Origin of the sequence: Polaromonas sp. 39-63-25 (assembly GCF_002278925.1) — a bacterium.
Taxonomy (GTDB): Bacteria; Pseudomonadota; Gammaproteobacteria; order Burkholderiales; family Burkholderiaceae_C; genus Polaromonas.
The window spans coordinates 90979-114198 of record NZ_NCJH01000005.1; the positions used below are offsets into that span (position 1 = coordinate 90979).

At 65.5% G+C, this 23220-nt stretch carries 19 protein-coding genes; 10 read left to right on the forward strand and 9 right to left on the reverse strand.

All coding sequences use genetic code 11. The annotated features are described in order from the left end of the window. The first annotated feature begins 201 nt into the window (after positions 1–201). Positions 202–1056 (forward strand): metallophosphoesterase, encoded by an 855-nt coding sequence (locus B7X65_RS06360; protein WP_293593450.1) that lies wholly within the window; start codon positions 202–204, stop codon positions 1054–1056. A gap of 58 nt (positions 1057–1114) precedes the next feature. Here the strand turns inward: B7X65_RS06360 and B7X65_RS06365 are convergent, their stop codons facing one another. The 3 genes from B7X65_RS06365 to B7X65_RS06375 form a co-directional block, all read right to left on the reverse strand. Further along, positions 1115–3730, reverse strand: coding sequence for a CHASE domain-containing protein (locus tag B7X65_RS06365; protein WP_293593451.1), 2616 nt, complete (start codon positions 3728–3730; stop codon positions 1115–1117). A gap of 221 nt (positions 3731–3951) precedes the next feature. After that, entirely contained in the window at positions 3952–4527 is a 576-nt protein-coding gene (locus B7X65_RS06370; RefSeq protein WP_293593496.1) for a TetR/AcrR family transcriptional regulator, read from the reverse strand. A gap of 367 nt (positions 4528–4894) precedes the next feature. Beyond that, on the reverse strand, positions 4895–8965 hold the full coding sequence (locus tag B7X65_RS06375; protein ID WP_293593452.1) for a PAS domain S-box protein: 4071 nt from the start codon (positions 8963–8965) through the stop codon (positions 4895–4897). Positions 8966–9224: 259 nt separating this feature from the next. On the opposite strand from B7X65_RS06375, the gene B7X65_RS06380 reads away from it, so the two are divergent. Beyond that, positions 9225–9548, forward strand: coding sequence for a hypothetical protein (locus B7X65_RS06380; RefSeq protein ID WP_293593453.1), 324 nt, complete (start codon positions 9225–9227; stop codon positions 9546–9548). A gap of 131 nt (positions 9549–9679) precedes the next feature. Here B7X65_RS06380 and B7X65_RS06385 read toward each other — a convergent pair whose 3' ends face one another. After that, positions 9680–10531, reverse strand: a complete 852-nt coding sequence (locus B7X65_RS06385) for a M14 family murein peptide amidase A (protein ID WP_293593454.1) — start codon at positions 10529–10531, stop codon at positions 9680–9682. A gap of 39 nt (positions 10532–10570) precedes the next feature. On the opposite strand from B7X65_RS06385, the gene B7X65_RS06390 reads away from it, so the two are divergent. Both B7X65_RS06390 and B7X65_RS06395 read left to right on the forward strand, forming a co-directional pair. After that, a complete protein-coding gene (locus B7X65_RS06390) occupies positions 10571–11089 on the forward strand; it encodes a flavin reductase family protein (RefSeq protein WP_293593455.1) in 519 nt (172 codons plus the stop codon). Positions 11090–11117: 28 nt separating this feature from the next. Next, a complete protein-coding gene (locus B7X65_RS06395) occupies positions 11118–12011 on the forward strand; it encodes a DMT family transporter (protein WP_293593456.1) in 894 nt (297 codons plus the stop codon). Positions 12012–12035: 24 nt separating this feature from the next. Here B7X65_RS06395 and B7X65_RS06400 read toward each other — a convergent pair whose 3' ends face one another. After that, positions 12036–14060 (reverse strand): acetoacetate--CoA ligase, encoded by a 2025-nt coding sequence (locus B7X65_RS06400; RefSeq protein WP_293593457.1) that lies wholly within the window; start codon positions 14058–14060, stop codon positions 12036–12038. A 181-nt stretch (positions 14061–14241) separates the two neighbouring features. Further along, complete coding sequence (locus tag B7X65_RS06405; protein ID WP_293593458.1) at positions 14242–14838, reverse strand: hypothetical protein; 597 nt, start codon at positions 14836–14838, stop codon at positions 14242–14244. Between the two features lie 177 nt (positions 14839–15015). Here B7X65_RS06405 and B7X65_RS06410 point away from each other — a divergent pair, with 177 nt between their 5' ends. From B7X65_RS06410 to B7X65_RS06420, 3 genes are all read left to right on the forward strand, one after another. After that, positions 15016–15618 (forward strand): helix-turn-helix domain-containing protein, encoded by a 603-nt coding sequence (locus tag B7X65_RS06410; RefSeq protein ID WP_293593459.1) that lies wholly within the window; start codon positions 15016–15018, stop codon positions 15616–15618. A 211-nt stretch (positions 15619–15829) separates the two neighbouring features. Continuing rightward, the gene (locus tag B7X65_RS06415) at positions 15830–16714 is read left to right on the forward strand and encodes an alpha/beta fold hydrolase (protein ID WP_293593460.1); all 885 of its coding nucleotides are present in this window, start codon (positions 15830–15832) and stop codon (positions 16712–16714) included. A gap of 79 nt (positions 16715–16793) precedes the next feature. Beyond that, entirely contained in the window at positions 16794–18092 is a 1299-nt protein-coding gene (locus tag B7X65_RS06420; protein WP_293593461.1) for a solute carrier family 23 protein, read from the forward strand. Between the two features lie 33 nt (positions 18093–18125). Here the strand turns inward: B7X65_RS06420 and B7X65_RS06425 are convergent, their stop codons facing one another. Continuing rightward, positions 18126–18473, reverse strand: a complete 348-nt coding sequence (locus B7X65_RS06425; RefSeq protein ID WP_293593462.1) for a hypothetical protein — start codon at positions 18471–18473, stop codon at positions 18126–18128. 183 nt (positions 18474–18656) lie between these two features. Then, positions 18657–19967 carry a glycine zipper domain-containing protein gene (locus B7X65_RS06430; protein WP_293593463.1) on the reverse strand — a complete coding sequence of 437 codons (1311 nt, stop codon included), beginning with the start codon at positions 19965–19967 and terminating at the stop codon, positions 18657–18659. A 152-nt stretch (positions 19968–20119) separates the two neighbouring features. Here B7X65_RS06430 and B7X65_RS06435 point away from each other — a divergent pair, with 152 nt between their 5' ends. Continuing rightward, positions 20120–20548: a hotdog fold thioesterase gene (locus B7X65_RS06435; protein ID WP_293593464.1), complete on the forward strand. Its 429-nt coding sequence runs from the start codon at positions 20120–20122 to the stop codon at positions 20546–20548. 64 nt (positions 20549–20612) lie between these two features. On the opposite strand, the gene B7X65_RS06440 is transcribed toward B7X65_RS06435, so the two are convergent. Beyond that, positions 20613–21179, reverse strand: a complete 567-nt coding sequence (locus tag B7X65_RS06440) for a cob(I)yrinic acid a,c-diamide adenosyltransferase (protein ID WP_293593465.1) — start codon at positions 21177–21179, stop codon at positions 20613–20615. Positions 21180–21325: 146 nt separating this feature from the next. On the opposite strand from B7X65_RS06440, the gene B7X65_RS06445 reads away from it, so the two are divergent. Both B7X65_RS06445 and B7X65_RS06450 read left to right on the forward strand, forming a co-directional pair. Further along, positions 21326–21679 carry an EF-hand domain-containing protein gene (locus B7X65_RS06445; protein WP_293593466.1) on the forward strand — a complete coding sequence of 118 codons (354 nt, stop codon included), beginning with the start codon at positions 21326–21328 and terminating at the stop codon, positions 21677–21679. Between the two features lie 89 nt (positions 21680–21768). Further along, complete coding sequence (locus B7X65_RS06450; protein ID WP_293593467.1) at positions 21769–23193, forward strand: FAD-linked oxidase C-terminal domain-containing protein; 1425 nt, start codon at positions 21769–21771, stop codon at positions 23191–23193. Positions 23194–23220: the final 27 nt, after the last annotated feature.

Consider the following 23220-nt stretch of genomic DNA (forward strand, 5'->3'; position numbering starts at 1 on the left):
AAAATTGCGATACCTCTACATTAAGGGTTTTCCCTAGGGCTGCAAGCCCAAAACAGGCCGATACCCATGCATAAGGCGCATAGTTGGCCTGCCAGTCGGCATAGACGGGCGTTTCCGCTCTCCGGGGGCTCCCTGACCTCTTCCCGGGTTGGAAAATGCCGCCAACCGTTGGCGAAACAGGCTTCCTGCACAATCGGCAGGGTGAATATCCAGCTTCTGTCCGACCTGCACCTTGAATCCAATCCGCATTTCGTGGCCCAGCCCGTCCCGGGGGCGGACCTGCTGGTGCTGGCAGGCGATATCGGTTCCTACCAGCCGGGATCACTGCTGACCGACATGCTGGATGACGACGACTTCGGACTCGCCCGCTTTTCTCCCCTGCCGGTGGCGCAGGGCGGCGCGGCCTGGCCGACGCCGGCTTTTTTCCTGCCCGGCAACCACGAGTACGACGGGCAGGACTTCGAGGCCACGCACACGCGCCTGCGCGAGACCTGCGAGCGGCTGGGCCTGGTCTGGCTGGAACGCGAGACTGTGCAGTGGCGGGGCGTCCGTTTTGTCGGCTGCACCTTGTGGACCGACTTTGATGCGCTGACCGCCACACAGGCGGCCGACGGCAGCCTGACCACGGGCGATGTCCTCAAGGCGCGTGACAAGGCCTTTCGCGCCGCCAATTTTTACCTCCGCAAAAACCACGCCTTCAGGGATGGCCAGCCCATGCTGGCGGACGCCGTGCGCGAACTGGGCCTGCAAAGCCAGGCCTGGCTAAGGCAGGCGCTGGCGATCCCCTTTGACGGCCCGACCGTGGTCGTCACGCACTTTGCACCCAGCCTGCTCAGCGGCGACCCGCGCTACGGCCTGGCGCCCGGTACGGCGGGGTTCTGCAATGCGCTGGACGATCTGCTGGCGCAGGCGCAGCTGTGGCTGCACGGCCACCTGCACTGCCCCAACGACTATGTCAGCAACGGCTGCCGGGTGGTGGCCAATCCGCTCGGTTATGCCCGCAAGGGTGAACAGGATGGATTCAAACCCGATTTGTTGATCAAAATCGGGGTATAGCCCATATCTGGCGGGCGCAAACAGCTATCAAAACAATAGCGATGCCCCAAAAAAAAACTCACATCCCGGGGCTGCCCAGCGTGAAAAAGAAGCGGGCCCCCGCGCCGCGGGCCGACTCTGCCCAGATCTGCCCGCCGTGGCGCGCAATGATGCGCTGGATGTTGGCCAGCCCCACCCCCGCGCCGGGGAAGTCCTGCGGGGCGTGCAGGCGCTGGAAGCTGCGGAACAGTTTGTCGACATGGGCCATGTCGAAGCCCTCGCCGTTGTCGCTGACCACGTAGACGGCTTGCGTGCCTGTTGCCGGCGCCGGCTGCAGGCCAAAACTGACCTCGGTGTGTGTCTGCCGCGACGTGAATTTCCAGGCATTGCCGAGCAGCTCCTGCATCACCAGCCGCAGCAGCATCGCGTCGGCCTGCACCACCAGGCCCTCCTGGATGCGGATGCAGCGCGCGCGCGCGGGCTCCTCCAGCTGCAGGGTGTCCATCACACTGTGCGCAATGGCACTGAGGTCCACCGCCTGCACGCGCAGCTGCACGCGCGACAGGTTGGCCAGCGCCAGCAGGGCTTCTGTCAGCTCCCCGGCCTGCCTCACGCCGGCCTTGATGCGGTTGATGTAATGCCTGGCGCGGTCGTCCGTCACCCGGCGCTCAAGCAAACCGCTGAAGCCGCCAATCGCAATAAAGGGCTGGCGCAGGTCATGGGCCACCGAGTGGGCAAACTCCTGCAAATCCCGGTTGGACGCTTCGAGCTGGGCGGTCCGCCGCCCCACCCGTTGCTCCAGCTCGGCGTTGACCAGTGCGATGCGCGCTTCCGAACGCTTGCGCTCGCTGATGTCGCGCAAGATAATGTTGGCGCAGGGCGCGTTGTTCGAATCCAGGAAGATCGACGACGACAGCTCGCACTCGAAGGCGGTTCCGTCACCGCGCAACATGCGCAGCTCGCCGCGCGTTTTTCCTTCACGCTGGCGTTCGTCGAGCAGGGCCTGCAAGCGTGTGTCGCCGGGGTCGACCAGCCCGCCCCGGCCGCGCTCGCGCAACTCCCCCACACTCATGCCAAACAGCTCACAGGCGGCGGCGTTGGCGTTGAGCACCTGTCCATCCGGCCGGGTTTGCAAAATGCACTCCAGGCTGGTTTCAAACAGCTGGCGAAAATGCTCCTCGCTGTTGCGCAGAGCCAGCTGGGCGGTCTGGCGTTCGGTGATGTCCATCAGGGTACCCGCCATCAGCGCCGGCTGGCGGTCGCCGCCCCATGCACAGACGCGGCCGCGCGACAGCACCCAGATCCAGCGGCCGTCCTTGTGGCGCAGCCGCAGCTCGCAGTCAAAGTAAGGCGTCCTGCCGGCAAAATGCTGCTTGAGCAGTCCATCGGCGTGGAGCAGGTCCCCGGGATGAGTCAGGTCGCGCCAGGTCTGGATGTTCAGGGGCCGCATCCCATCGAGCGTGTGGCCGGTGATGGCAGCCCAGCGTTCGTCGAAGCGGGTTTCCCCGGTCTGCACATTCCACTCCCAGGTGCCGACATTGGTCCCCTCCACGATGCTGAGCAGGCGCTGCTGCTCGTGCGCCAGGTCCAGCGTCATGCGCTGGGCCACGGACAGCGCCCGGGCCCGGCTGCTGCCGAGCAGCCAGAGGCACAAGGCCAGCAGCAGGCTCAGCAGGCCCCCGCTCAGTCCGAGCAAGGCCGGCATGAGGCTGGTCGCCTCGGCTTCAAACGCAGGCGTGGTGCTGACACGCAGGGTCAGGGTGCGGCCACCGGCCAAAACCGGCCGGGAAGTAGAAAAACGATGCTGGGCGGCGTGGTCCGACACGGGGTCCCTCCGGCCCGCCGCCAGATGCCCGTCGAGACCGTACACCAGCGTCTGTGCGTTCAGCGATTCGCCATCAAAAAGCTCGAAATCTGCCTGCCCCTGGGTGGCCTCGGCCGCCCCCTGCAAGACCTCGCTGACCAGCATGGGCGCAAACAGCACCCCGGTCAGGAGCGCCTGGCGTTGCACTGGCGTGCTGGGGTCCTCCCCCGTGCGGTAAACCGGCAACAGGTAAACCCACCCCGGGCTTTGCTGCTGGTCCTGCAGCAGGGTGGTTTTTCGGGTCAGGGTAGGCTCGCCCGTCGCCACCGCACGTTCGATGGCCTCGCGGCGTACCGGGTCTGCCCCGACGTCCAGGCCCAGCGCCGACTGGTTCCGGGCCTGGGGTTCCATGAACTTCACCACATACAGGTCGGGCGCACTGCTGGTGGTCGGCGAGCCGGGCATCGCGGTGACGGCAAAGGCGGGCTCCTCGTCGGCACGTTCGGCGGCCACGAAACGATCCAGATCCTCCCGCAGGACCCGCGCCATGAAACCGAATCCGCGCACGCCCGGGAAATCGCGCCCCACCTGGCTGAACTGCACATAGGCGCGAAACTCGGCCCGCTCGACCGAGTTGCTGGCCGCATACACACCGGCGGCGCCGCGCAGACCGAGCAACGGGGCGTTCAGGCGGTCCTGCACATCGGCCTGGACACGGTCGGCCAGCCGGTCGAAATGCTCCATGGCCTGGCTCTGAAACGTGTTGTTCACCCAGAAAACGCCAGCCCCGGTAAAAAGCAGGCCAAGCACCAGGGCCAGTCCCGCCATAGCCATCGCCAGGCGCCGGCTTCGGATGGACTGGGAATCCGAAGACGCCAGCTGACGGGTCATGGCCGGTCCGGCCACACCCGCGAGGCGCGGGCGCCCAGGAGCCTGTCGGACGCCGATCTGGCCGGGTTCATGCGCAAAGCGGGCGACTTCATGGGTTGGAACGGGGTTTCCCCCGGCAGGAAGGCTGACCCACGGGGAGCAACAGACACAAAAGAGTTACACAATGTAATGCAAATCCCGGCTTTTGCGAATACTGCCAGGACAGTCGGATTTGCAGGTTTTTAACGCGCGCAAAGCCCCTCGAAGCACGAGCGAATCACCAGCTCAATGATCTCTTCATCGCTGTGCTGGCCGCCGGCCCGCAGAAACTCCAGCACCGGGTCGCAGGCGCGGGCGTACAAGGTGTAGAGCACCATGATCGGTGGAATGTCGGCGCTCAGGGATCCGTCTTTTTGCGCACGTTCTATCCAGCCGCCGATCTGGTCGCTGACAAGCACCAGTCCGTCGAGGTAGGCCTTGTTGTTCATCAGCGTGGTACGCAGGCTGGAGTTCTGGTGCGGCAGCGAAGGCATTTCGCCGGCCAGCTGCAATTGAAGCATCCAGCGCACCATCGCCTTGAGCTGCGCCAGGGGCTGGGCGTCCGGGGGCAAGCTGGCCAGAAAGGCCTGCGCCAGCCCCACCACACGTACCATGGCCGCCGCGGCCAGGTCTTCCTTGCTGGGGAAATGCTTGTAAAGACTGGCCTTGGCAATGCCCACATCGGCCGCCACCTCGTCCACCGTCATCAGGTCAAAGCCTTTTTCCGCCAGCAGCCGGTTGACCGCCTGCACAATGGCGTCCTCCCGGGCGGCCAGCATTTGCGCCTTGAAAGAGATTTTGGGGCCGCCATGCACGGCGGGTCTGGCCTTGAGGGCCGGCGCGGTAGAAGGGGTGGTGCTCATGCCGATATTTTAGCCGCTCGCGTCTGAATCGGTAGTAGCCGCTTTATTTTCTACCTCACGGTCACAATAGAACCTTCAGGTCTCGGATGGTTTGTTCCCAATGGCCGTGCCTTGCCTGGTGGCGTCATGTCTCTTGCGCAGTTCGGATCCTGTTTGTTCTTGATGGAGCACGAGACTCGCAGTAGTGATCAACCGGCAGGGCCGACGTGCTGGCCCGCACCGAAGACGCATTTGACGCCGGCAAGGCGGACAAGCTGCGTGAAGCCTTGCAGCCGCAGGACGCTCAGGAGGCGTCCAAGCCCCCGGCCGGAGCGTCACCCAGGGTGAAATAGAACGCGGCCCCGTGCCCCGGCGCGGACTCGGCCCACACCCGCCCGCCGTGCCGCGTGATGATTCTGTGCACCGTCGCCAGGCCAATGCCGGTTCCGGCAAACTCCGAGACGTCGTGCAGCCGCTCGAAAGCGCCGAACAGCTTCTCGGAATAGGCCATGTCAAACCCCACCCCATTGTCCCGCACCACATACACCGCCTCACCGCCAGCGCTTTGCTCTCGCCTGAACGCGATCAGGGATTGCGGCTGCTGGCTGCTGAACTTCCAGGCATTGCCCAGCAGGTTGTCCAGCACCTGCAGCAGCAGGCGCGCATCGCCCTGGGCCAGCAGTTCCGGCTGGATGTCGAGCAGGGCCGCGCGGCCGGGGTCCCTCTCGCGGTAACCCTCCAGTATCTTTTGCGCCAGGGCGCTCAGGTCAACGGTCTCCCAGCGCAGGCTGGTGCGCGAGACCTGGGCCAGCGACAGCAGGGCGTCGATCAGCTCACCCATCTGCACCACGCCGGCCCGGATGCGGGCCAGGTAATGCCTGCTGCGTTCGCTTGCTGCGCCGCCCTCCAGTTCCCGCACGAGCAGGGTGCTGAATCCACCAATGGAGCTGAGCGGTGTGCGCAGGTCGTGCGACACCGAATAGGAAAAGGCCGCGAGCTGCTTGTTGGCAAACTCCAGTTGCCCGGTGCGCTGCTGCACCCGGTCTTCCAGACTGGCATTGAGTTGCAGGATTTCCTCGCGCGCCCGCTTGCGCTCGCGGATGTCGGTGTTGATGCCCAGCACGCCGTTGACCCGGCCTTGCGCATCACGCACCACGGTCCAGCGCGCCTCGATGCTGATGGGTGAGCCGTCCCTCGCCACCTGCTCGAGCTCACCGCTCCAGTCGCCGTCGTTGGCCAATGTCTGGTTCATGGCGTCGATCAGCACCTGGGGGCTGCGGTACATGTATTCGTCCATGGTTTTGCCGAGCACCTCGTCGGAGGTCCAGCCGTAGAGGCGCTCGGCGCCCTTGTTCCAGAAACGCAGGGTTCTGTCCAGGTTGCGCACCATGATGGCGTCCTGCGCACGGTCGAGCAGCGAGGCCTGCTCGCGCACCTGGGCCGCCGCCAGGCGCGCCGCCTCCTGGCTGCGCTGACGCTCCAGCCGGGCGCGCAGGCTGCCGATGCCAAACGCCAGGTTGTCAGCCATGTCCTGCAACAGCTTGATTTCATCGCCAGCGAGTTTTTCCACCGAATCCGAGTACAGGCCCAGCAATCCGAAAGTATGGTTGGCGTCGCGCAGGGGCAGGAACACCGCACTGCGATAGCCGCACGCGGAGGCAATATCGCTCCAGAAAAACTGGTTGGCACCCTGCGTGATGTCTTCACTGACGCGGGGCTGTCCACTGCGTATGGTCTGGCCGGCCGGCCCGCGCCCGGTCTGTTGCTCCTCGTCCCAGGTCAGCTTGATGGCCGACAGATAGCCCTCTTCATGGCCCGCATGGGCCATGGGCTCGATGCTGCAGGCCGCATCGTCCCGCGCGTAACCGACCCACGCCATGCGGTAGCCACCCACCTCCACCGCCAGCCGGCACACCTGCAGCAACAGATCGGCTTCGTCGTCGATGCGGGTCAGCGCCTGGTTGCAGCGGCTGAGCATCTGCAGCGCCCGGTTGGTCCGCGCCAGTTCGCGGTCCGCCCGTTTGCGGCCGGTCACGTCACGCGCGGTGCCGACAATGCGCTCCACCGAGCCGGCTTCATTGAGGACCGGGTAGGAACGGTCGCGAACCCAGCGGACCTCACCATCGGGCCGGACAATCCGGTATTCCACATCCGTGACAGCACCCGTCCCCTGCCGGTGTTTGGTCTGCGCTTCCGCATCCCGGTCGTCGGGATGGATGGACTCGCGGTAGGAGTCGGGTGCCGCGTACAGTTCTTCCGGGCGACGATGCCACAAGGTCTCATAGGCCGGGCTGATGTAGAGAAAGCGTCCGCTGGCAAAGTCGCGGTTGTAAAACACGTCCTGGATGTTTTCCGCAAGCTCCCGAAAGCGCGCCTCGCTGCCCAGCAGCGCCGCCTCGGCGCGCGCGCGCTCGATCGCAATGCGGGCCAGCCGCACGGCCGTGTCCACCAGGTCCTGGTCGGCAGGCTGGGGGGTGTACGGCGTGTGATGGTAGATGGCGAAGGTGGCCAGGACATCCCCCGCTGCAGAAAGAACCGGCGTGGACCAGCAGGACTGCAGGTCGAATTCGCGTCCGAGTTCGCGGTAGTTGCGCATCAGCGGATCAGCGGCCCAGTGCTCCACCACGACCGGCTTTTTGCGGAACGCCGCCGTCCCGCAGGCGCCAACACCTTCACTGATCTCCAGCCCGTCGATCTGCCGGCTGAAGGCGGCCGGCAGGCTGAGCGCCGCGCCATGGCGCAGGTGAGTGCCCTCGCGCAGCAAAATCGAACACAGGCTGTCGGCGGAACGGCCCTCGATCAGGCCCACGATGGCCTCCAGGGACTGCGACAAGGGCACGCCGTAGGCAATCAGCTCCAGCACCTGCTCCTGGTCATGGACCAGCTGTTCGGAGAACTTGCGCTCGGTGATGTCGGTAAACACCACCAGCCCACCCACCAGCTGCCCCGCCTCGTCGTGCAGGGGCCGGACATTGTTGCGCAGTACATGGTCCCTGGCGCCGGGCCGGCGCAGCAGGACATCCCAGTTGTCGACGCTCTCGCCGCGAATGGCCCGGCTCAGCGGCCGGTTCTGCGGCGCACACACCGTCTTGCCGTCCAGCAGCAGCACCTCGTGGTCGGCCCGCAATTGGGCCAGCGTTTTGCCTGCCACATAGCCTGGAAAATACTTTCTCGCGGCCGCGTTGAACAGCAGGAAGCGACCTTCGACATCGATGGCCAGCACCCCTTCACTCATGCTGTTGATGATCAAGTCCAGCATGCCGCGCTCCTTGCCGATGCGCGCCAGCGATCCGTCACCCTGCTGGCGACTCAACTCCAGCGATTCGGCCATGCGGTTGAAGGTTCGTGCGAGATGTCCGAGCTCTCCCTGGTAAAGCGGACTGAGCTCAACCCGGGCCGCGAGGTTGCCGCTGGCCAGTTCGTCGGCTTCATGCACCATGGCGTTGACCGGGTTGACGATCAGGCGTTTGCCCATGCCCCAGGCGCAGGCCATGCCGAACAGGCCGACGACCAGCAGGACACCCAGTTCCAGCGCCAGCGCTTTCGCCGGTTCAGCGGCGATCAGCGCGCGCGTCATGCTCACGGCCACAAACAGCGCACCGTCCGCCGTGCCGCTCACCGGGGCAAAGGCGTATACACGCTGCTCCCCGCCGGCATCCGGCGCCTCCTCGACGCCTACGCGCGGGGCTTGCAAAAAGGCCCGGATGGTTGCATCGGTCTGCAGGCTGCCGACCGCGCCGGCAGTTGCAGGCTGAGCGGCCAGGATGGTGCCTTTGCGGTCGGTCAACACCACGCTGGCCCCTGCCGTCGGCGCCACCTGCTCCAGCAGGGACGCAAAGGCCTGCACGCTGAGCGCGACAAAAACCACCCCGCTCAGCACACCGGCGTTGTCATGCACGGGCGCCGCAAAACCGATGCCCGGCTGGCCGCTGCGCCTGCCCACGCCATATTCGCCGATTGAAAACTGGCGGCTGGCCATGACCCGCTTGAAAAAAGGCCGGGCGCTGGCATCGGTGCCCACCAGTGCCGCTTCGGAGTGACACAGCACGGTGCCGTCGAGCGCCACCACCCCCAGATCGGCGTACTGCGGATGCATCCCCTGCAGGTTGCGCAGGTATTCGTTGCACAGGCCCTGCAGCCGGCCCTTGACCGAGGGCGCACTGGCCAGATCGCCCAGAAGCTGTTTGATCGCTTCGATTTGCGGCTGCTGGCTGGCGGCTGTCAGCAGCGCCTGGGACCGCAGTGTGGAGCGCGCCAGCTTCAGGGCATCGCTCTGCTTGCTGGTTGCCGTCCAGGCAAACAGGCCAAGCACCGGCAGCAGCGCCACCACGACCAACAACACCAGACGGGCGCGAAGCCCCAACGAACTGACCATTCCATTCCTTTGCGCCTTCCGCTGGCCCGGAGCCCTTGCGGGCCATTCTTCACTGCAGACCCTGGCCCCGTGCTGCGAAGCCGGCACTTTGAGCCCTGTGTACTTTGTACCATCGTAGTACTTTGGCTTGCGCATGGCCACCCGCTGGTCACCCGCCCGCCGTCCTCCTACACCCGGACGCAGAACAGGCTGACAAAACGCCTGCGGGTGAAGCAGCAAAGTGGTCGCTCAATCCCTTGTTGCAACAGAAAGAACGCCTGTGGCCAGCCCGCTTCCTGATCCGTCCAAACAGCCCAGCCCGTCCGCGCGGAAGCAGGCCACCGACCAGCCCGGCCAGAGTGAGGGCATGCCCGTCAAGACACCGGCGGCAGGACGCCCGCGGCCCGGGCGCACAGAAACGCCTGCCGATGCATCGGACGAAGCCAGTCTCGCACTGCCGCATGAGCGCGACCAGTCCATCGACATGACCGATGCACAGGCCGATCCGCAAGTGCAGCAAGCCAGTCGCGACCTGCGCCGGGGCCTGCAGGACACCGGCAAAAGCGTTCCCATGGACAAGGCCTATGACCGGCTCAAGCGCTGAAGACAGGCATTCTGGCGCGGGTCACTGCTACTGATTTCATAGCTATATACGCCCATTGCAAAAGGGCTGCAGCCCGTTTTCATCATAAACAGAGAGGCGAAGGCACGGGCGGCGAGGCCCGGCGCAGGGCGTCAGGGCGTGCGCGACGACACCTCGGGCGCGCCCACCGGCACACGCTCGGTCATCCAGCGCAGCAGGTCCAGCCACATCTGGCGCATCTCGGCGTCCAGCGGTGTGCGCATCGCATTGGGCAGTTCAATGGTGACCACCGGCACCCCTTTGTGCACACCACCGTAATTGCCCAGCGAGCCCGGGAAAATACCGACCTGGTCCAGGTACAGCCGCCCCAGTTTGGAGGGCGGAACCGACGGCCCGTCGAAGTCGAGCACACCGTAGGGCGCATGAATGCTGACGATCAGGTGGGGCTTGAAGCGCTGCATCTCCTGATGCAGAAAGCGCGACTCCGGCTCGGACAGGGGCTTGGTGCCCGGCCAGCGGCGCGGATCCTTGCGGGTGCGTTTTTCCCAGTACACCTTGGCGTCACGCTCCCAGAACGGCGTCGGAAAGTTGCGGTTCAGATCAACGCCGTTGGCGTTGACGCGGCGTGGCGGGCTGGCCAGCAGCCCGTCGGGATTGAGGGCCGGTATGAAACGCCAGTGAATGGCTTGCGACCAGGGCGCCGCGGCTTCCTCGGCCAGGCGGATCCAGTGCAGGGCCACCGAGGCTGACGACAACTCGTCGCCATGAATCGCGCCCAGCACCAGCACACGCTGGCGCACATCCTCGGGCTTGATATCGCGCATCCACAGGGTCTGCCCCTTGACCGAACGGGCGGCCGTGGGCTGCAGCTGGGCGGCCTCGCAGAGGTTGCGCCTGAGATTCGGAAGCTTGCGAACAAAATCATCGCAAGGCCCCGCAGCCTGTGCGCCAGTCGCTATCAATAATGAAGCTGCCAGAAGGGCCGCGGTGCAGGTTAAACGCATGCCGTGATTTTACGCGGGGCATTGGGGTAAATTAGCCCCATGACGCCTCCCACTGCCTTGCGCCGGGCCAGCCACCCCAGTTTTTCAACGCGCGAGTTCCGTGCCTGCCTGGGCATGTTTGCCACCGGTGTCACGATCGTCACCGCGCGCACAGCCGGCGGCGAGCTGGTCGGGCTGACGGCGAACTCCTTCAACTCGGTCTCGCTGGAGCCGCCGCTGGTGCTCTGGAGCCTGGCGCAGGCGGCCGGCTCCATGCCGGCGCTGAGTACCGGCTCGCACTACGCCATCAACATCCTGGCGGCCGACCAGAAAGGACTGGCCGAGCGTTTTGCGGCCAAACGCGAAGGCCGCTGGGAGGGTGTCGCCTGGACCGAAGGTGCCGGCGGCTCGCCCTTGCTGGCCGGTGCTGCGGCCACCTTTGAATGTTTCAACCGCAGTCGTTATGAAGAAGGCGACCACGTGATTTTTGTCGGCGAGGTCGAACGTTGCAGCCACCGCGCCGGCGCGGCGCCGCTGCTGTTTCACGGCGGCCGCTTCTACACCGAGCATCCGCTCTGACAGCACCTGCTGCAACCCACCGCCACGCATGACGTCACGCAAGACCCATCTCGACACCCTCGCCATCTCCCTGCTGCTGGCCTGCTGCCTGTTCTGGGGCTTCCAGCAAGTGCTGGTCAAGGCAACGCTGCCCGAAGTGGCGCCGGCCTTCCAGGCCGCCATCCGTTTTGCCGGCGCCACCGTGCTGCTCGGGCTGTGGTGCGCCTGGCGCGGCGTCAAGCTGTTCAGCGCGGATGGTTCGCTGCGCGCGGGGCTGCTGGCGGGCTCGCTGTTCGCGGGCGAGTTTGCCTGCCTGTATCTGGGCCTGCAGTACACCAGCGCGTCGCGGCTCACGGTGTTTCTCTACACCTCGCCGTTCTGGGTGGCGGCCTTGCTGCCGATCTGGGTGAAGTCCGAAACGCTGCGGCCGTTGCAGTGGGTGGGCCTGGCCTGCGCTTTTGCGGCAGTGGCCTTTGCGTTGCGCGAGGGTTTCAGTGCCGCCGGTGCGCCGACCTGGGTCGGTGACGTGATGGCGCTGGTGGCCGGCATGTTGTGGGGCCTGACCACGGTGGTCATCCGCGCCTCGTCGCTGGCCAGGGTCTCGCCGGAAAAACTGCTGTTCTACCAGGTGGCCGTCAGCACCGTCACCCTGCCGCTGCTGTCGCTGGCACTGGGCGAGCGCTGGTCCTGGAGCTTCAGCCCGTTTGCCCTCACCTCGCTGGTGCTGCAGACGGTGGTCGGCGCGTTCGCCAGCTACCTCGCCTGGATGTGGATGCTGGGCCGTTATCCGGCGACCAAAATTTCCGTCTTCGTGTTTTTGACGCCGCTGTTTGCGCTGCTGTTCGGTGCGCTGTGGCTGCACGAATCCGCCACGCCCAGCCTGCTGGCGGCGCTGGTGCTGGTGGCGCTCGGCATCGTGCTCGTCAACCGCAAGCCGGCCTGAGCCGACCTGCGCTCGCAGCAAGCCTCAGGCGGCGTTGGCGCGCTGCTCTGCAAACGCAACGTACCAGTCCAGGCAACCGGGGTTGGCCATCGCGTCACGATTGACCACCTTGTCGATCGGCTGGCCCAGCAGCAGCTTCTTGATCGGCAACTCCTGCTTCTTGCCCGACAGCGTGCGCGGGATCTCCGGCACCTGGAAAATTTCGTTGGGCACAAAACGCGGGGACAGCGCTGTCTTGATCGCGTTGTTGAGCCTGGCCTTCATCGCATCGTCCAGGGCCACGCCCTCGCGCAACACCACAAACAGCGGCATGTAACTTTCGCGCCCCAGGTATTCCAGGTCCACCACCATGGAGTCGATCACCTCCGGCAGCGCCTCGACCGCGCTGTACAGCTCGCTGGTGCCCATGCGCAGGCCGTGGCGGTTGATGGTGGCGTCGGAGCGGCCGTAGATGATGCAACTGCCCGAGGGCGTGATCTTGAGCCAGTCGCCGTGGCGCCAGACATTGGGGTACATGTCGAAATAACTCGAGATATAACGCGCGTTGCCGGTATCGCCCCAGAAGTACAACGGCATCGAGGGAATCGGCTGGCTGCAGACCAGCTCGCCAACCTCGCCGATCACCGGCTGGCCCTGCTCGTTCCAGGCCTCGACCGCGCAGCCGAGCAGGCGGCACTGCATCTCGCCAGGCACCTGCGGCAGCTCGCGGTTGCCGCCTATGAAGGCGCCTGCGAAGTCTGTGCCGCCGGAAATATTGCACCACCAGATGTCCTGTTGCGCTTCGGTTTTGGCAATGCGCCTGAACTGCTCCGTGCCCCAGGTCTGCGCCTCGGGCGACAGCGGTGAGCCGGTGGTGCCCAGCGCGCGCACGGACGACAGGTCGCCGCAGGTCGACAGGTCCACGCCGGCCTTCAGGCAGTTGGCAAAAAAGGCCGCGCCGGCGCCGAAGAAGGTCACGCCCAGTTTCGCGCCGAAGCGCCACAAGGTGGTCCAGTCCGGCTTGTCCTTGCCGCCACCGGGGTTGCCGTCGTAAATGCAGCAGGTCGTGCCGTTGAGCAGGCCGCTGACCTGGGCGTTCCACATCACCCAGCCGGTGGAGCTGTACCAGTGGTAACGCTCACCGAAAGAGTTTGCTTCGTAGCTGCAGCCGATGTCGTTGTGCAGGGTCTTGAGCGCCAGCGCCACCAGCACGGTGCCGCCATGGCCGTGCACGATGGGTTTGGGCAGGCCGGTGGTGCCGCTGGAATAGACGATCCACAGCGGATGGTCGAACGGCAGCCAGAGCGGTTCAAACGCCGAAGTTTCGGCATCATTTCGGGCTGTAGCGCTTTCAAACCGTGCGCTGTCAGCTATGGAATTAGTAGCATCGAGGTTGTAGTGGACGATCACGTGCTGCAGCGAAGGCAGGGCCGCACGGATCTCCGCCACCACCGCCGTGCGGTCGATGTCGCGCCCGCCGTAAGTGACGCCGTCGCAGGCAATCAGCACCTTGGGTTCGATCTGCCGGAAGCGGTCCAGCACGGCATTCGTGCCCATGTCGGGCGCGCAGATGCTCCACACGCCGCCTATGCTGACCACCGCGAGGAAAGCCACCATGGCCTCGGGAATGTTGGGCAGGTAAGCGGCCACGCGGTCGCCCGGCAACACACCCTGGGCTTGCAGGTGCAGCGCCAGCGACGCCACCTGGCGGCGCAACTCGGGCCAGCTCAGCTCGCGCGGCGGCGCGCTGTCGAGGCTTTTTTCGTTGTGGCTGAGCAGCGCGGGAAAGCCCGCCGCATGGGCGCGATCAACGTGCCGGAACACTTGCTGCGCGTAGTTGAATTGCACCCCGGGAAACCAGCGGGTCCCGGGCATTTTTGCCTCGACCAGCACGTCGGTAGCGGGCGTGGGCGATTGCAGATCAAAGTAGTCCCAGATGCTTTGCCAGAAAGCGTCCAGGTCCGTCACCGACCAGCGCCACAAGGCGTCGTAATTGTCAAAAGACAGCTGGCGCGTGTCGCGCAGCCAGTTCTGGTACAGGCGGATTTGGGGGATGTAGGGGGCGCTCATGGGGCGAAAGCTTAGCAGGCCACCCCTCGCGCAAGCATCCACCTTGGCGACAGGCGCGGGGGGTACCGCCGTCGCAAAAGCAAAAGGCCGCCCGCAGGCAGCCTTGGGGCGGGTCAGGACCCGCTACAGGGCCGCATCAGGCGTGCGTGACGCCCGATGCAACCGCCGCAAGACACCTCCCTTACTTGGGCGTGCCCATCATCATTTCGACGTCGGTCATGGGCACCATGCCGTTTTTGGCCGGCTTCATGCTTTTCCACATGGCGGTTTGATAGCGGTTCCACTCCCTCGAGGAAACCATGCCGTCGCCGTTGGTGTCCATGCTGTTCATGGCGGTGTTGTTGAGCTTGGCGTCCACCTTCATCTCGGCCTTGGCGGCGGGCGTGCCACCGGCGGCGGAGGGGTTGATCTGCGCATTGGCAGCAGCGCCGCCGGAACCGGCCACGGGGTTTTGGGCGGACAGCGTGGAACCATTGGCCTTCTTGGTGTCGACGTTCATCTCGGCCTTGGCCGCAGCTTTGCCGCCCGATGCGGACGGGTTGATCTGCGCGTTGGCAGCAGCGCCGCCGGAACCGGCCACGGGGTTTTGTGCAGACAGGGTGGAACCATTGGCCTTTTTGGCGTCAACGTTCATCTCGGCCTTGGCCGCAGGTGTGCCGCCGGAAGTGGTCGGGCTGGCTTGTGCGGAAGGCGTGGCAACCACGCCAGCGGGTGCCTGGGCAAAGGCAGCGGTACAGGCCAGGGCGGCCAGGGTCAGGACAAGGGATTGCTTTTTCATGGGGGCTCCAAAAATGTAAGAGCGATGTGCTCAAAGTCATCTTTGTCTGGCCGGCATACCCCCGCTGTAGGATGAACACCGTGGTGACCGTCAGGGTCTGTCGGCTCCCGGGCGTCGCGAATCAGTCAAAAATGTGCTCGGCAACATAAATCGCACAGTCGTGCTAATATTTGCGCCATGGACGCCAAAACCCAGAAAAGCGAGATGACCCGCGCCGCCATTGTCGGTGCGGCGCTGGACCTCGCGTCCGCAGAGGGACTGGAGGCCATCACGCTCCAGGCTGTGGCCGACCGCCTTGGTCTGTCCAAGAGCGGGGTGTTTTCACGCATCGGTTCGCGCGAGGCCCTGCAGAAAGCGGTGATCGACGAGTTCGGAAGACGATTTCTGGCCGATGTGTTTGTCCCCGCCGTGCAGCAGCCCAAAGGCCTGCCGCGGCTGAATGCCATTGTGCAGCGCTGGATTGTGCGCACGCGGGACGTGGAGGCGCATACCGGCTGCGTGTACAGCGCCGGTGCCTTTGAGCTGGACGACCGCGAAGGCCCGCTGCGCGACCACCTGCACGGCGAGATCACGCGCTGGCGCGCCGCCCTGCGCCGCACCATCGTGCAGGCCGTCGAGAAGGGCGACCTCCGGTCCGATACCGACCCCGAGCAGCTCGTGGCCGAAATCTACGCCCTGATGCTGGGCCTGATCCACGACACGCGCTTCCTGCGCGACTCCCGCGCCGCAGAACGTGCGCAGGCCAGTTGGCAGCGCCTGGCCAGAAGTTACCAGCCATGAGTTTTGTCAGCCCCACAAGGGCTTTTTGTTGGTCAATGTTTCGCACAACCGTGCGAAGAAAGGGAAATGCCATGTTCTTCCTGTTTGCAGTCATCGCCGTGTTTGCCGGCGCCCATGCGGTTCGCACCGCCCTCGCCTCGCTGCGCTCCCTGCCGCGCAGCAATGAAGACTGGATCTGGTACTGATCCGGTAAAGCACCAAGGAGCCTTTCATGACACGTACATCACTTGAAGCCACTGCCGCCTACTACAACGCCAGTCCCGTGACCCGGCTGTTCCGCTGGGGCCTGGGCGCCTCGCAGCGCCTCTGGCCGGCGCTGGCCGTGCGCGCCGCCTACCGCCTGTTCGGCACGCCGCTGCCGCCCCGCTGGCTGGGCCGCCGGCGCGCCTGGGCGCCGGACTGGCGCATCAGCAGCTGGTCCTTCGAAAACGCCAGCCTGACGATTTATGAACGCCCGGCGGCACCGCATGGCCCGCTGGTGCTGCTGGTGCATGGCTGGGGCGGGCACGCCGGCCAGATGCTGGCACTGGCCGACACACTGCAGGCGCAGGGCCTGCGGCCGGTGATTCTTGAAATGCCGGCCCATGGCCGCAGTAGCGGATCGACCAGCAACCTGCCGCAGTTCGCGCGCGCCATCGACTACACCGTGGCGCGCCTGCAGCAGGCGGGGCACCAGGTGCAGGCGCTGGTCGCGCATTCGCTGGCCGCCAATGCCGGCGCCTACGCGGCCAGCCGCGGCCTGCCGGTCGGCAAGCTGGTGCTGCTGGCGCCCCCGGCCTCGCCGCATGAATACACGCGGCTGTTTGCACATGTGTTCGGCCTGCGCGAGTCCACACGTGCGGCCATGCAGCGGCGCATTGAAGCGCGCGAAGGCATCCTGATGCCGCAGTTCGAACCCGCCGCCGTCGGCCCGCGCATCGCACAGCCCACGCTGGTGGTGCATGACCGCAATGACAGCATCAACCGCTTTGCCGACGGCGTGGCCTACAGCCAGGCCATCACCGGCGCCCGGCTGCTGGCCACGCAGGATCTCGGGCACCGGCACATCCTGAAAGACGCCGGCGTGCTGCGCGAACTCGCCGCCTTTCTGGTCTGAAACGCGCGACTGCGCCGCAACACCCCTTGTGCGGCATGCCCATTGCTTCTAGGATGGCGCCACTTACAAGGAGCGGTTGATGGGAAATTCAAAAGGGTTGTTCAGCTGGACAGAAAAAAGCAGCGCGGTATTGCAACAGGGCGGCGTGATCGGCCCCGATGAACGCCTGCCCTGGCCGCAAACGGCGGTGATGGGCGTGCAGCACGTGATTGCGATGTTCGGCGCCACGGTGCTGGCACCCATCCTGATGGGGTTCGATCCGAACATCGCCATCCTGATGAGCGGCATCGGCACGCTGATCTTTTTCCTGATCACCGGCGGCAAGGTGCCGAGTTACCTCGGCTCGAGTTTTGCCTTCATCGGCGTGGTGATCGCCGCCACCGCCTACGCCGGCAAGGGGCCCAACCCCAACATCGGCGTGGCACTCGGCGGCATCATTGCCTGCGGCGTGTTGTACACGGTTATTGGCGCCATCGTGCAGGCCGTCGGCACCGGCTGGATCGAACGTTTCATGCCGCCGGTGGTCACCGGCGCCGTGGTGGCGGTGATCGGCCTGAATCTGGCCGGCATCCCGATCAAGAACATGGCCGCCAGCAACTTTGATTCGTGGATGCAGGTCGTGACCTTTGTCAGTGTGGCACTGGTCGCAGTGATGACACGCGGCATGGTGCAGCGCCTCTTGATCCTGGTCGGCCTGATCGTCGCGACGCTCATTTATGCGGCGCTCACCAACGGCATGGGGCTGGGCAAGCCGGTGGATCTGTCGCCGATTGCCAATGCCGCCTGGTTCGGCCTGCCCGGCTTTGCCGCCCCGGTGTTCAGCGCCAATGCCATGCTGCTGATTGCGCCGGTGGCCATCATCCTGGTCGCGGAAAACCTCGGTCACATCAAAGCGGTGACGGCCATGACCGGCAAGAACCTCGACCAGTACATGGGGCGCGCCTTCATCGGCGACGGCGTGGCCACCATGGTCTCGGGCGCTTCGGGCGGCACCGGTGTCACCACCTATGCCGAAAACATCGGCGTGATGGCCGCGACCAAGATCTATTCGACGGCGGTGTTTGTGGTCGCCGGCCTGATCGCGGTGGTGCTGGGCTTCAGCCCCAAGTTCGGCGCGCTGATCCAGGCGATTCCGCTGCCGGTGATGGGCGGCGTCAGCATCGTGGTGTTCGGCCTGATTGCGGTGGCCGGCGCCAAGATCTGGGTCGACAACAAGGTCGACTTTTCCGACAACAAGAACCTGCTGGTGGCGGCCATCACGCTGGTGCTGGGCACCGGCGACTTCACGCTGAAGTTCGGCCAGTTTGCGCTGGGCGGCATAGGCACCGCCACCTTTGGCGCCATCCTGCTGTACGCCCTGCTCAATCGCAGGAAGTAAAACCAGGCAGCCCGTGCCCCGCCTGCGCGGGGCCTATTTCGCCTGCGCCTTGGCCAGCGCGGCCTTGGTGGTGGCCAGCTCGCGTTCCACATCGGCACGTTCGCCGATTTCCTGCTCCAGCAGCTCGTTGACATGCGCGAGGTCGGCGGCGGACTCCTGGATCTTGCCCTCCAGCTCGCCTGTTTTCTCCAGCGCCTGCGCCACATCGCCGGTCTGGATATGGTCGGGGATTTCCTGCTTGAGTACCGCGTTGATCACAAACAGCTCGGCGCTGGACTGTTTCACGGTTTCCTCGACAGTTTCGTTCCGGTCCAGCGCACGTGCCAGTGGCGTGTCTGCGGAAGGGGCGGACTGCGGGGACGGCTGGGATGGCTTGGACATGGTGAGCACCTGGAGGGAAACGGGAATGATCTGGCGACAAACGGCGCCCGGGGGCACGCAAGGCCGCCCGACCCCTGAAGCCCCTATGGTAACCAAGTGCCCTTCCCGGGGCCAGCGATGTCCCCACCGCCATCAGGCCTCAGGGCAAGCTGGAAAAGGCGGGCCGGTTCGGGAGGATGGCGCTCAGGGCGCCGTTCCCGGCGTTGCGGGTGCGGGCGTACCGGGCTGGCGGTCCGGCCCGGAATTGAAAATCCTGCCCAGGGTGGCGCCCAGACGCGCACCGATGGCCGTGCCGATGCCGGGCAGCACCGCCGTGCCCAGCAGCGCGCCGGCCACAGCACCCTTCGGCACCGACACGGCCACCTTGTCCACCGGCCCGCTGAGCACCAGCGGCACCCCGACGATGCCGTCCACCAGATCCACCGCAAATTCGGCCTCGATCTGCCGGTTGGCCAGCCGGGCCTGGCCGGACGCACTCAGGGCGCCCGAGCTGGCCTTGATCCCGGTGAATTGGGTCACCATGCCGCGCGGCGTGTTCTGGGTGTCGAGCTGGCCGGACACCGCGTCGAGCGGCGTCTGCCCCGCATGTTCCTTGCCGAGGCTGCGCACGGCCCGGTCCAGATCGAAGCGCAGCAGGGTTGAAGCGCCCATGGTGAACACGGTTTTTGTATGCAGCGACTGCGCCAGTCCGACCAGGCTGTCCCCCTGGGCCGACAGCACGGTGTTTCCCGTGGCCTTGCCGGCAATGACCGGCTTGCGGTTGAAGGCGGCCACCGCGCTCGCCACGTCAACCCCGCTGGGCTGCAATTGACCGGCCAGCACCAGGCGGCCGTCGGCACGGGCCTGCAACTGAACCTCGCCATGGGCCGTGCCGCCGCCGACGTTGATACGTGTGGCCCAGCGGTCTTCCTGTCCTTGCCGGGTCAGGGTCAGATCGGTGGCCGGCGTGAAGCCGGGGCGCCGCAACACGGCCTGGCGGGGTCGCCAGCCCGGGTCAAAGTCGATCTCGCCGTCGTACACCACCGCCACGCCATGGCGCGACAGCCAGGTCAGGTCGCGAAACACAAAACGCGCCAGCGGTATGGCCACAGCTTCCACGGTTTCCACAGCTTCCGCAGGGACGCCGCGTGACGTCGCGTCCAGCACCCGCAAGGACAGTTGCGGCACGACCGCACCATCGAGTTCCACGCGGTCCAGGATCACACGCCGCTGCAGCAGGGCCAGCAGGTCCGGATAGGCGGCGAGCTTTTTGACCGTGATGGCCTGCGGCTGGTCGGTCGCCACGTCCTCCAGCACGATGGCCGGTACCGGCAACAGACGCCAGTGCAGTGCGCCCAGCCGCACCGGCACGCCAAGCCGGGCCTGCAGCTCACCGGCGGCGTGGGCGGCCAGATCCTCGTCACTGGGGATGAACCACAGCAGCGCCAGCCACACCGCGCCCAGCAGCAGCACCAGGCCACCTGCGGCCACCATCCATGTTTGTCTGCGTGCCATGCTGCCTTCCGCCGTTGTTGCACCGTCTGCCATCTGCATCTGCATCTGCCATCCACCTTCCTGAGCTTAAGAGGCTGGCCGCGCGGCACTTGTAGGCCGCAATCTCTTTATAGTCTGGGTTGCATACCCTTTTGACGCCCTGTGGAACCACGATGCCTATCTGGAAACAACCGATTTCTGTCGAACTGCTGACCCTCAACAACGCCAACAGCGCCGTGACGCACCTGGGCATCGAATTCCTGGAGGTCGGCGACGATTTCATCCGGGCCCGCGTGCCGGTCGATGAACGCACGCGCCAGCCCTATGGCCTGCTGCACGGCGGGGTGTCGGTGGTGCTGGCTGAAACGCTGGGCTCCTGCGGCGCCGCCTTTGCAGCGCCCGAAGGCCACCGCACGGTGGGCCTGGACATCAACGCCAACCATCTCAAGGGCGTCACCAGCGGCTGGGTCATCGGGACCACCCGACCGGTGCACATCGGCCGCAGCACCCAGGTCTGGGCCATCGAGTTGACCAACGAGGCCGGGGAGCTGACCTGCGTCTCGCGGATCACGATGGCGATGCTGGCCCCGCGTCAAGAGTAAAATCGGGCTCCAGCCCTTATCGGACGGGCGCAAACAGCTATTAATACGATAGCAAATGAGCGTTTCAGTCCGCGGCCGTCCGGGCCATGCGTTCGCTCTTCCAGTACACGTCGTCGCCGCCGTTCATGCGGTTGAGCACGCGCGACAGCACGAACAGCAGGTCGCTCAGACGGTTCAGGTACTGGCGTGGCGACTCGTTCAGCGTCTCGGCCTTGTCCAGGGCCACCACCGCGCGTTCGGCGCGCCTGGCCACGGTACGGCACACATGCGCCAGCGAGGCAGCACGCGAACCGGCCGGCAGGATGAACTCCTGCAGGCGCGGCAGGGTCGCGTTGTATTTTTCGAGCGCCGCATCAAGCAGCGCCACCGCTTCGGGCTTGAGCAGTTCAAAACCGGGAATCGACAGCTCACCGCCCAGGTTGAAGAGCTGGTGCTGCACCTCGACCAGCAGTTCGCGCACGTCGGCCGGCATCTCTTCACACAGCAACACGCCGATCTGCGAGTTCAGTTCGTCGACCTCGCCCATCGCATGTATGCGCAGGCTGTCCTTGGACACGCGGGTGTTGTCACCGAGCCCGGTCGTGCCGTTGTCGCCGGTGCGGGTGGCGATCTGAGTGAGTCGGTTGGCCATGGTAAATATCCGGCAGGTTACGCCGGGAAAGAAGATGTTGTGGAGCGACCGATGATGTCAATGAGGCAACAGCGTGCAAGAGTGCTGGCCGGCGCGGGCTCCCTGCGCTGCAATGACAGCTTCTTCAACTTCAAGGACCTGTCTCGATGACGTCTGCTTTTCATTTTATTCCCAACTTCGAAATCCGCAGTGTTGCGCTGCTCGCCGCGCTGACCGTCGGCGCCGCGCTGGGTGCGCATGCCCAGGGCGCCGACAGCGGCGGCATGAAAACACCCCGTGGCGCGGGGACGCCCGCCACCCAGGGCACACCCTCGCCGTCCGGCCCCACCAACCAGGAGGTGGGCGCTGCCTTCATCCGTGCCGACGCCAACAAGGACGGCAAGCTCAGCCGGCAGGAGGCTGTGCGTTTTCCAGCCGTGGAACAGCGTTTTGACAAGATCGACACCAACAAGGACAAACTGGTGTCGCGCGAAGAGTTTGAAATCGCGCTGAAGTCCTGACGGAGGTGGCCAGAGAGCCCGTGGGGCGCCGGATGGCCCCCCATGGGCTAGTGACTCGTCGTAAACTGGGGCTTCCGACCGGAGACACCATGAACGCCCCCACCCATCCCGACCACCTGCTGCCCCAACTCAATCTGCGCGCTGTGCCGCAGGCCCTGATCGAGGCCCTGAAAGAACGGTTTGCCGAGCGCTGCTCCACCGCCCTCGTGGTACGTGAGCAGCACGGCCGCGACGAGTCCTCGTTTGCGGCGCCGCCGCCAGCGGCCGTGGTGTTTGCCGAAAGCACGGCCGACGTGGCCGATGCGGTCAAGCTGGCCGCCCAGTACCAGGTGCCGGTCATTCCCTTTGGTGTCGGCACCTCGCTCGAAGGCCATCTGCTGGCCGTGCAGGGCGGCATCAGCATTGACGTGAGCCGCATGAACAAGGTGTTGTCCATCAATGCCGAGGACCTGACCGTGACCGTGCAGGCCGGTGTCACGCGCAAACAACTCAACGAAGAGGTCAAGAGCACCGGCCTGTTCTTCCCCATTGACCCCGGCGCCGACGCCACGATAGGCGGCATGAGCGCGACGCGCGCCAGCGGCACCAACGCCGTGCGTTACGGCACCATGCGCGAAAACGTGCTGGCGCTGGAAGTGGTCACCGCCAGCGGCGACATCATCCGCACCGGCACCCGCGCCAAGAAGTCATCGGCCGGCTACGACCTCACGCGCCTGATGGTGGGCAGCGAAGGCACGCTGGGTGTGATTACCGAAATCACCGTCAAGCTCTATCCGCTGCCTGAGGCGATCTCGGCCGCGATCTGCTCCTTCCCGAGCATCGAGGCGGCGGTGCGCACCACCATCCAGATCATCCAGCTCGGTGTTCCGATTGCACGTGTCGAGCTGATCGACGCCAACACTGTGCGCATGGTCAACGCCTACGCCAAGCTCGGCCTGCGCGAGGAACCCATGCTGCTGATGGAATTCCACGGCTCGCCCAACAGCGTCAAGGAGCAGGCCGAGACCGTGCAGGAAATTGCGACCGACATGGGCGGCAATGCCTTTGAATGGGCCAGCACGCCCGAGGAACGCACCCGCCTGTGGACCGCGCGGCACAACGCCTACTTTGCGGCGATCCAGTCCAAGCCAGGTTGCCGCGCGATCTCGACCGACACCTGCGTGCCGATCTCGCGCCTGGCCGACTGCCTGCTCGACTCGGTCAGCGAAGCCGATGCCAGCGGCATCCCCTACTTCCTGGTGGGCCATGTGGGCGACGGCAACTTCCACTTCGGCTACCTGATCGATCCGGACAAACCGGAGGAACGCGTGGCCGCCGAAGCGCTGAACCACACGCTGGTGGCACGCGCCCTGCGCCTGGAAGGCACCTGCACCGGCGAACACGGCGTCGGTCTGCACAAGATGGACTTTCTGGTGACCGAGGCCGGCAACGGCGCGGTGGACATGATGCGCACCATCAAGCGCGCACTGGACCCGCACAACATCATGAACCCGGGCAAGATCTTCACGCTGTGAAAGCCGCGGTGGCCTGACAGCGTCACC

Bases quoted from the DNA above. Each gene is read 5' to 3' on its own strand.
- B7X65_RS06450 (WP_293593467.1), top strand. From the start codon at position 21,769: ATGAACGCCCCCACCCATCCCGACCACCTGCTGCCCCAACTCAATCTG.
- B7X65_RS06390 (WP_293593455.1), top strand. From the start codon at position 10,571: ATGACGCCTCCCACTGCCTTGCGCCGGGCCAGCCACCCCAGTTTTTCA.
- B7X65_RS06370 (WP_293593496.1), bottom strand. From the start codon at position 4,527: ATGCTGGCCGCCCGGGAGGACGCCATTGTGCAGGCGGTCAACCGGCTG.
- B7X65_RS06435 (WP_293593464.1), top strand. From the start codon at position 20,120: ATGCCTATCTGGAAACAACCGATTTCTGTCGAACTGCTGACCCTCAAC.
- B7X65_RS06420 (WP_293593461.1), top strand. From the start codon at position 16,794: ATGGGAAATTCAAAAGGGTTGTTCAGCTGGACAGAAAAAAGCAGCGCG.
- B7X65_RS06430 (WP_293593463.1), bottom strand. From the start codon at position 19,967: ATGGCACGCAGACAAACATGGATGGTGGCCGCAGGTGGCCTGGTGCTG.
- B7X65_RS06375 (WP_293593452.1), bottom strand. From the start codon at position 8,965: ATGGTCAGTTCGTTGGGGCTTCGCGCCCGTCTGGTGTTGTTGGTCGTG.
- B7X65_RS06445 (WP_293593466.1), top strand. From the start codon at position 21,326: ATGACGTCTGCTTTTCATTTTATTCCCAACTTCGAAATCCGCAGTGTT.
- B7X65_RS06440 (WP_293593465.1), bottom strand. From the start codon at position 21,179: ATGGCCAACCGACTCACTCAGATCGCCACCCGCACCGGCGACAACGGC.
- B7X65_RS06365 (WP_293593451.1), bottom strand. From the start codon at position 3,730: ATGACCCGTCAGCTGGCGTCTTCGGATTCCCAGTCCATCCGAAGCCGG.
- B7X65_RS06425 (WP_293593462.1), bottom strand. From the start codon at position 18,473: ATGTCCAAGCCATCCCAGCCGTCCCCGCAGTCCGCCCCTTCCGCAGAC.
- B7X65_RS06410 (WP_293593459.1), top strand. From the start codon at position 15,016: ATGGACGCCAAAACCCAGAAAAGCGAGATGACCCGCGCCGCCATTGTC.
- B7X65_RS06385 (WP_293593454.1), bottom strand. From the start codon at position 10,531: ATGCGTTTAACCTGCACCGCGGCCCTTCTGGCAGCTTCATTATTGATA.
- B7X65_RS06405 (WP_293593458.1), bottom strand. From the start codon at position 14,838: ATGAAAAAGCAATCCCTTGTCCTGACCCTGGCCGCCCTGGCCTGTACC.
- B7X65_RS06395 (WP_293593456.1), top strand. From the start codon at position 11,118: ATGACGTCACGCAAGACCCATCTCGACACCCTCGCCATCTCCCTGCTG.
- B7X65_RS06415 (WP_293593460.1), top strand. From the start codon at position 15,830: ATGACACGTACATCACTTGAAGCCACTGCCGCCTACTACAACGCCAGT.
- B7X65_RS06400 (WP_293593457.1), bottom strand. From the start codon at position 14,060: ATGAGCGCCCCCTACATCCCCCAAATCCGCCTGTACCAGAACTGGCTG.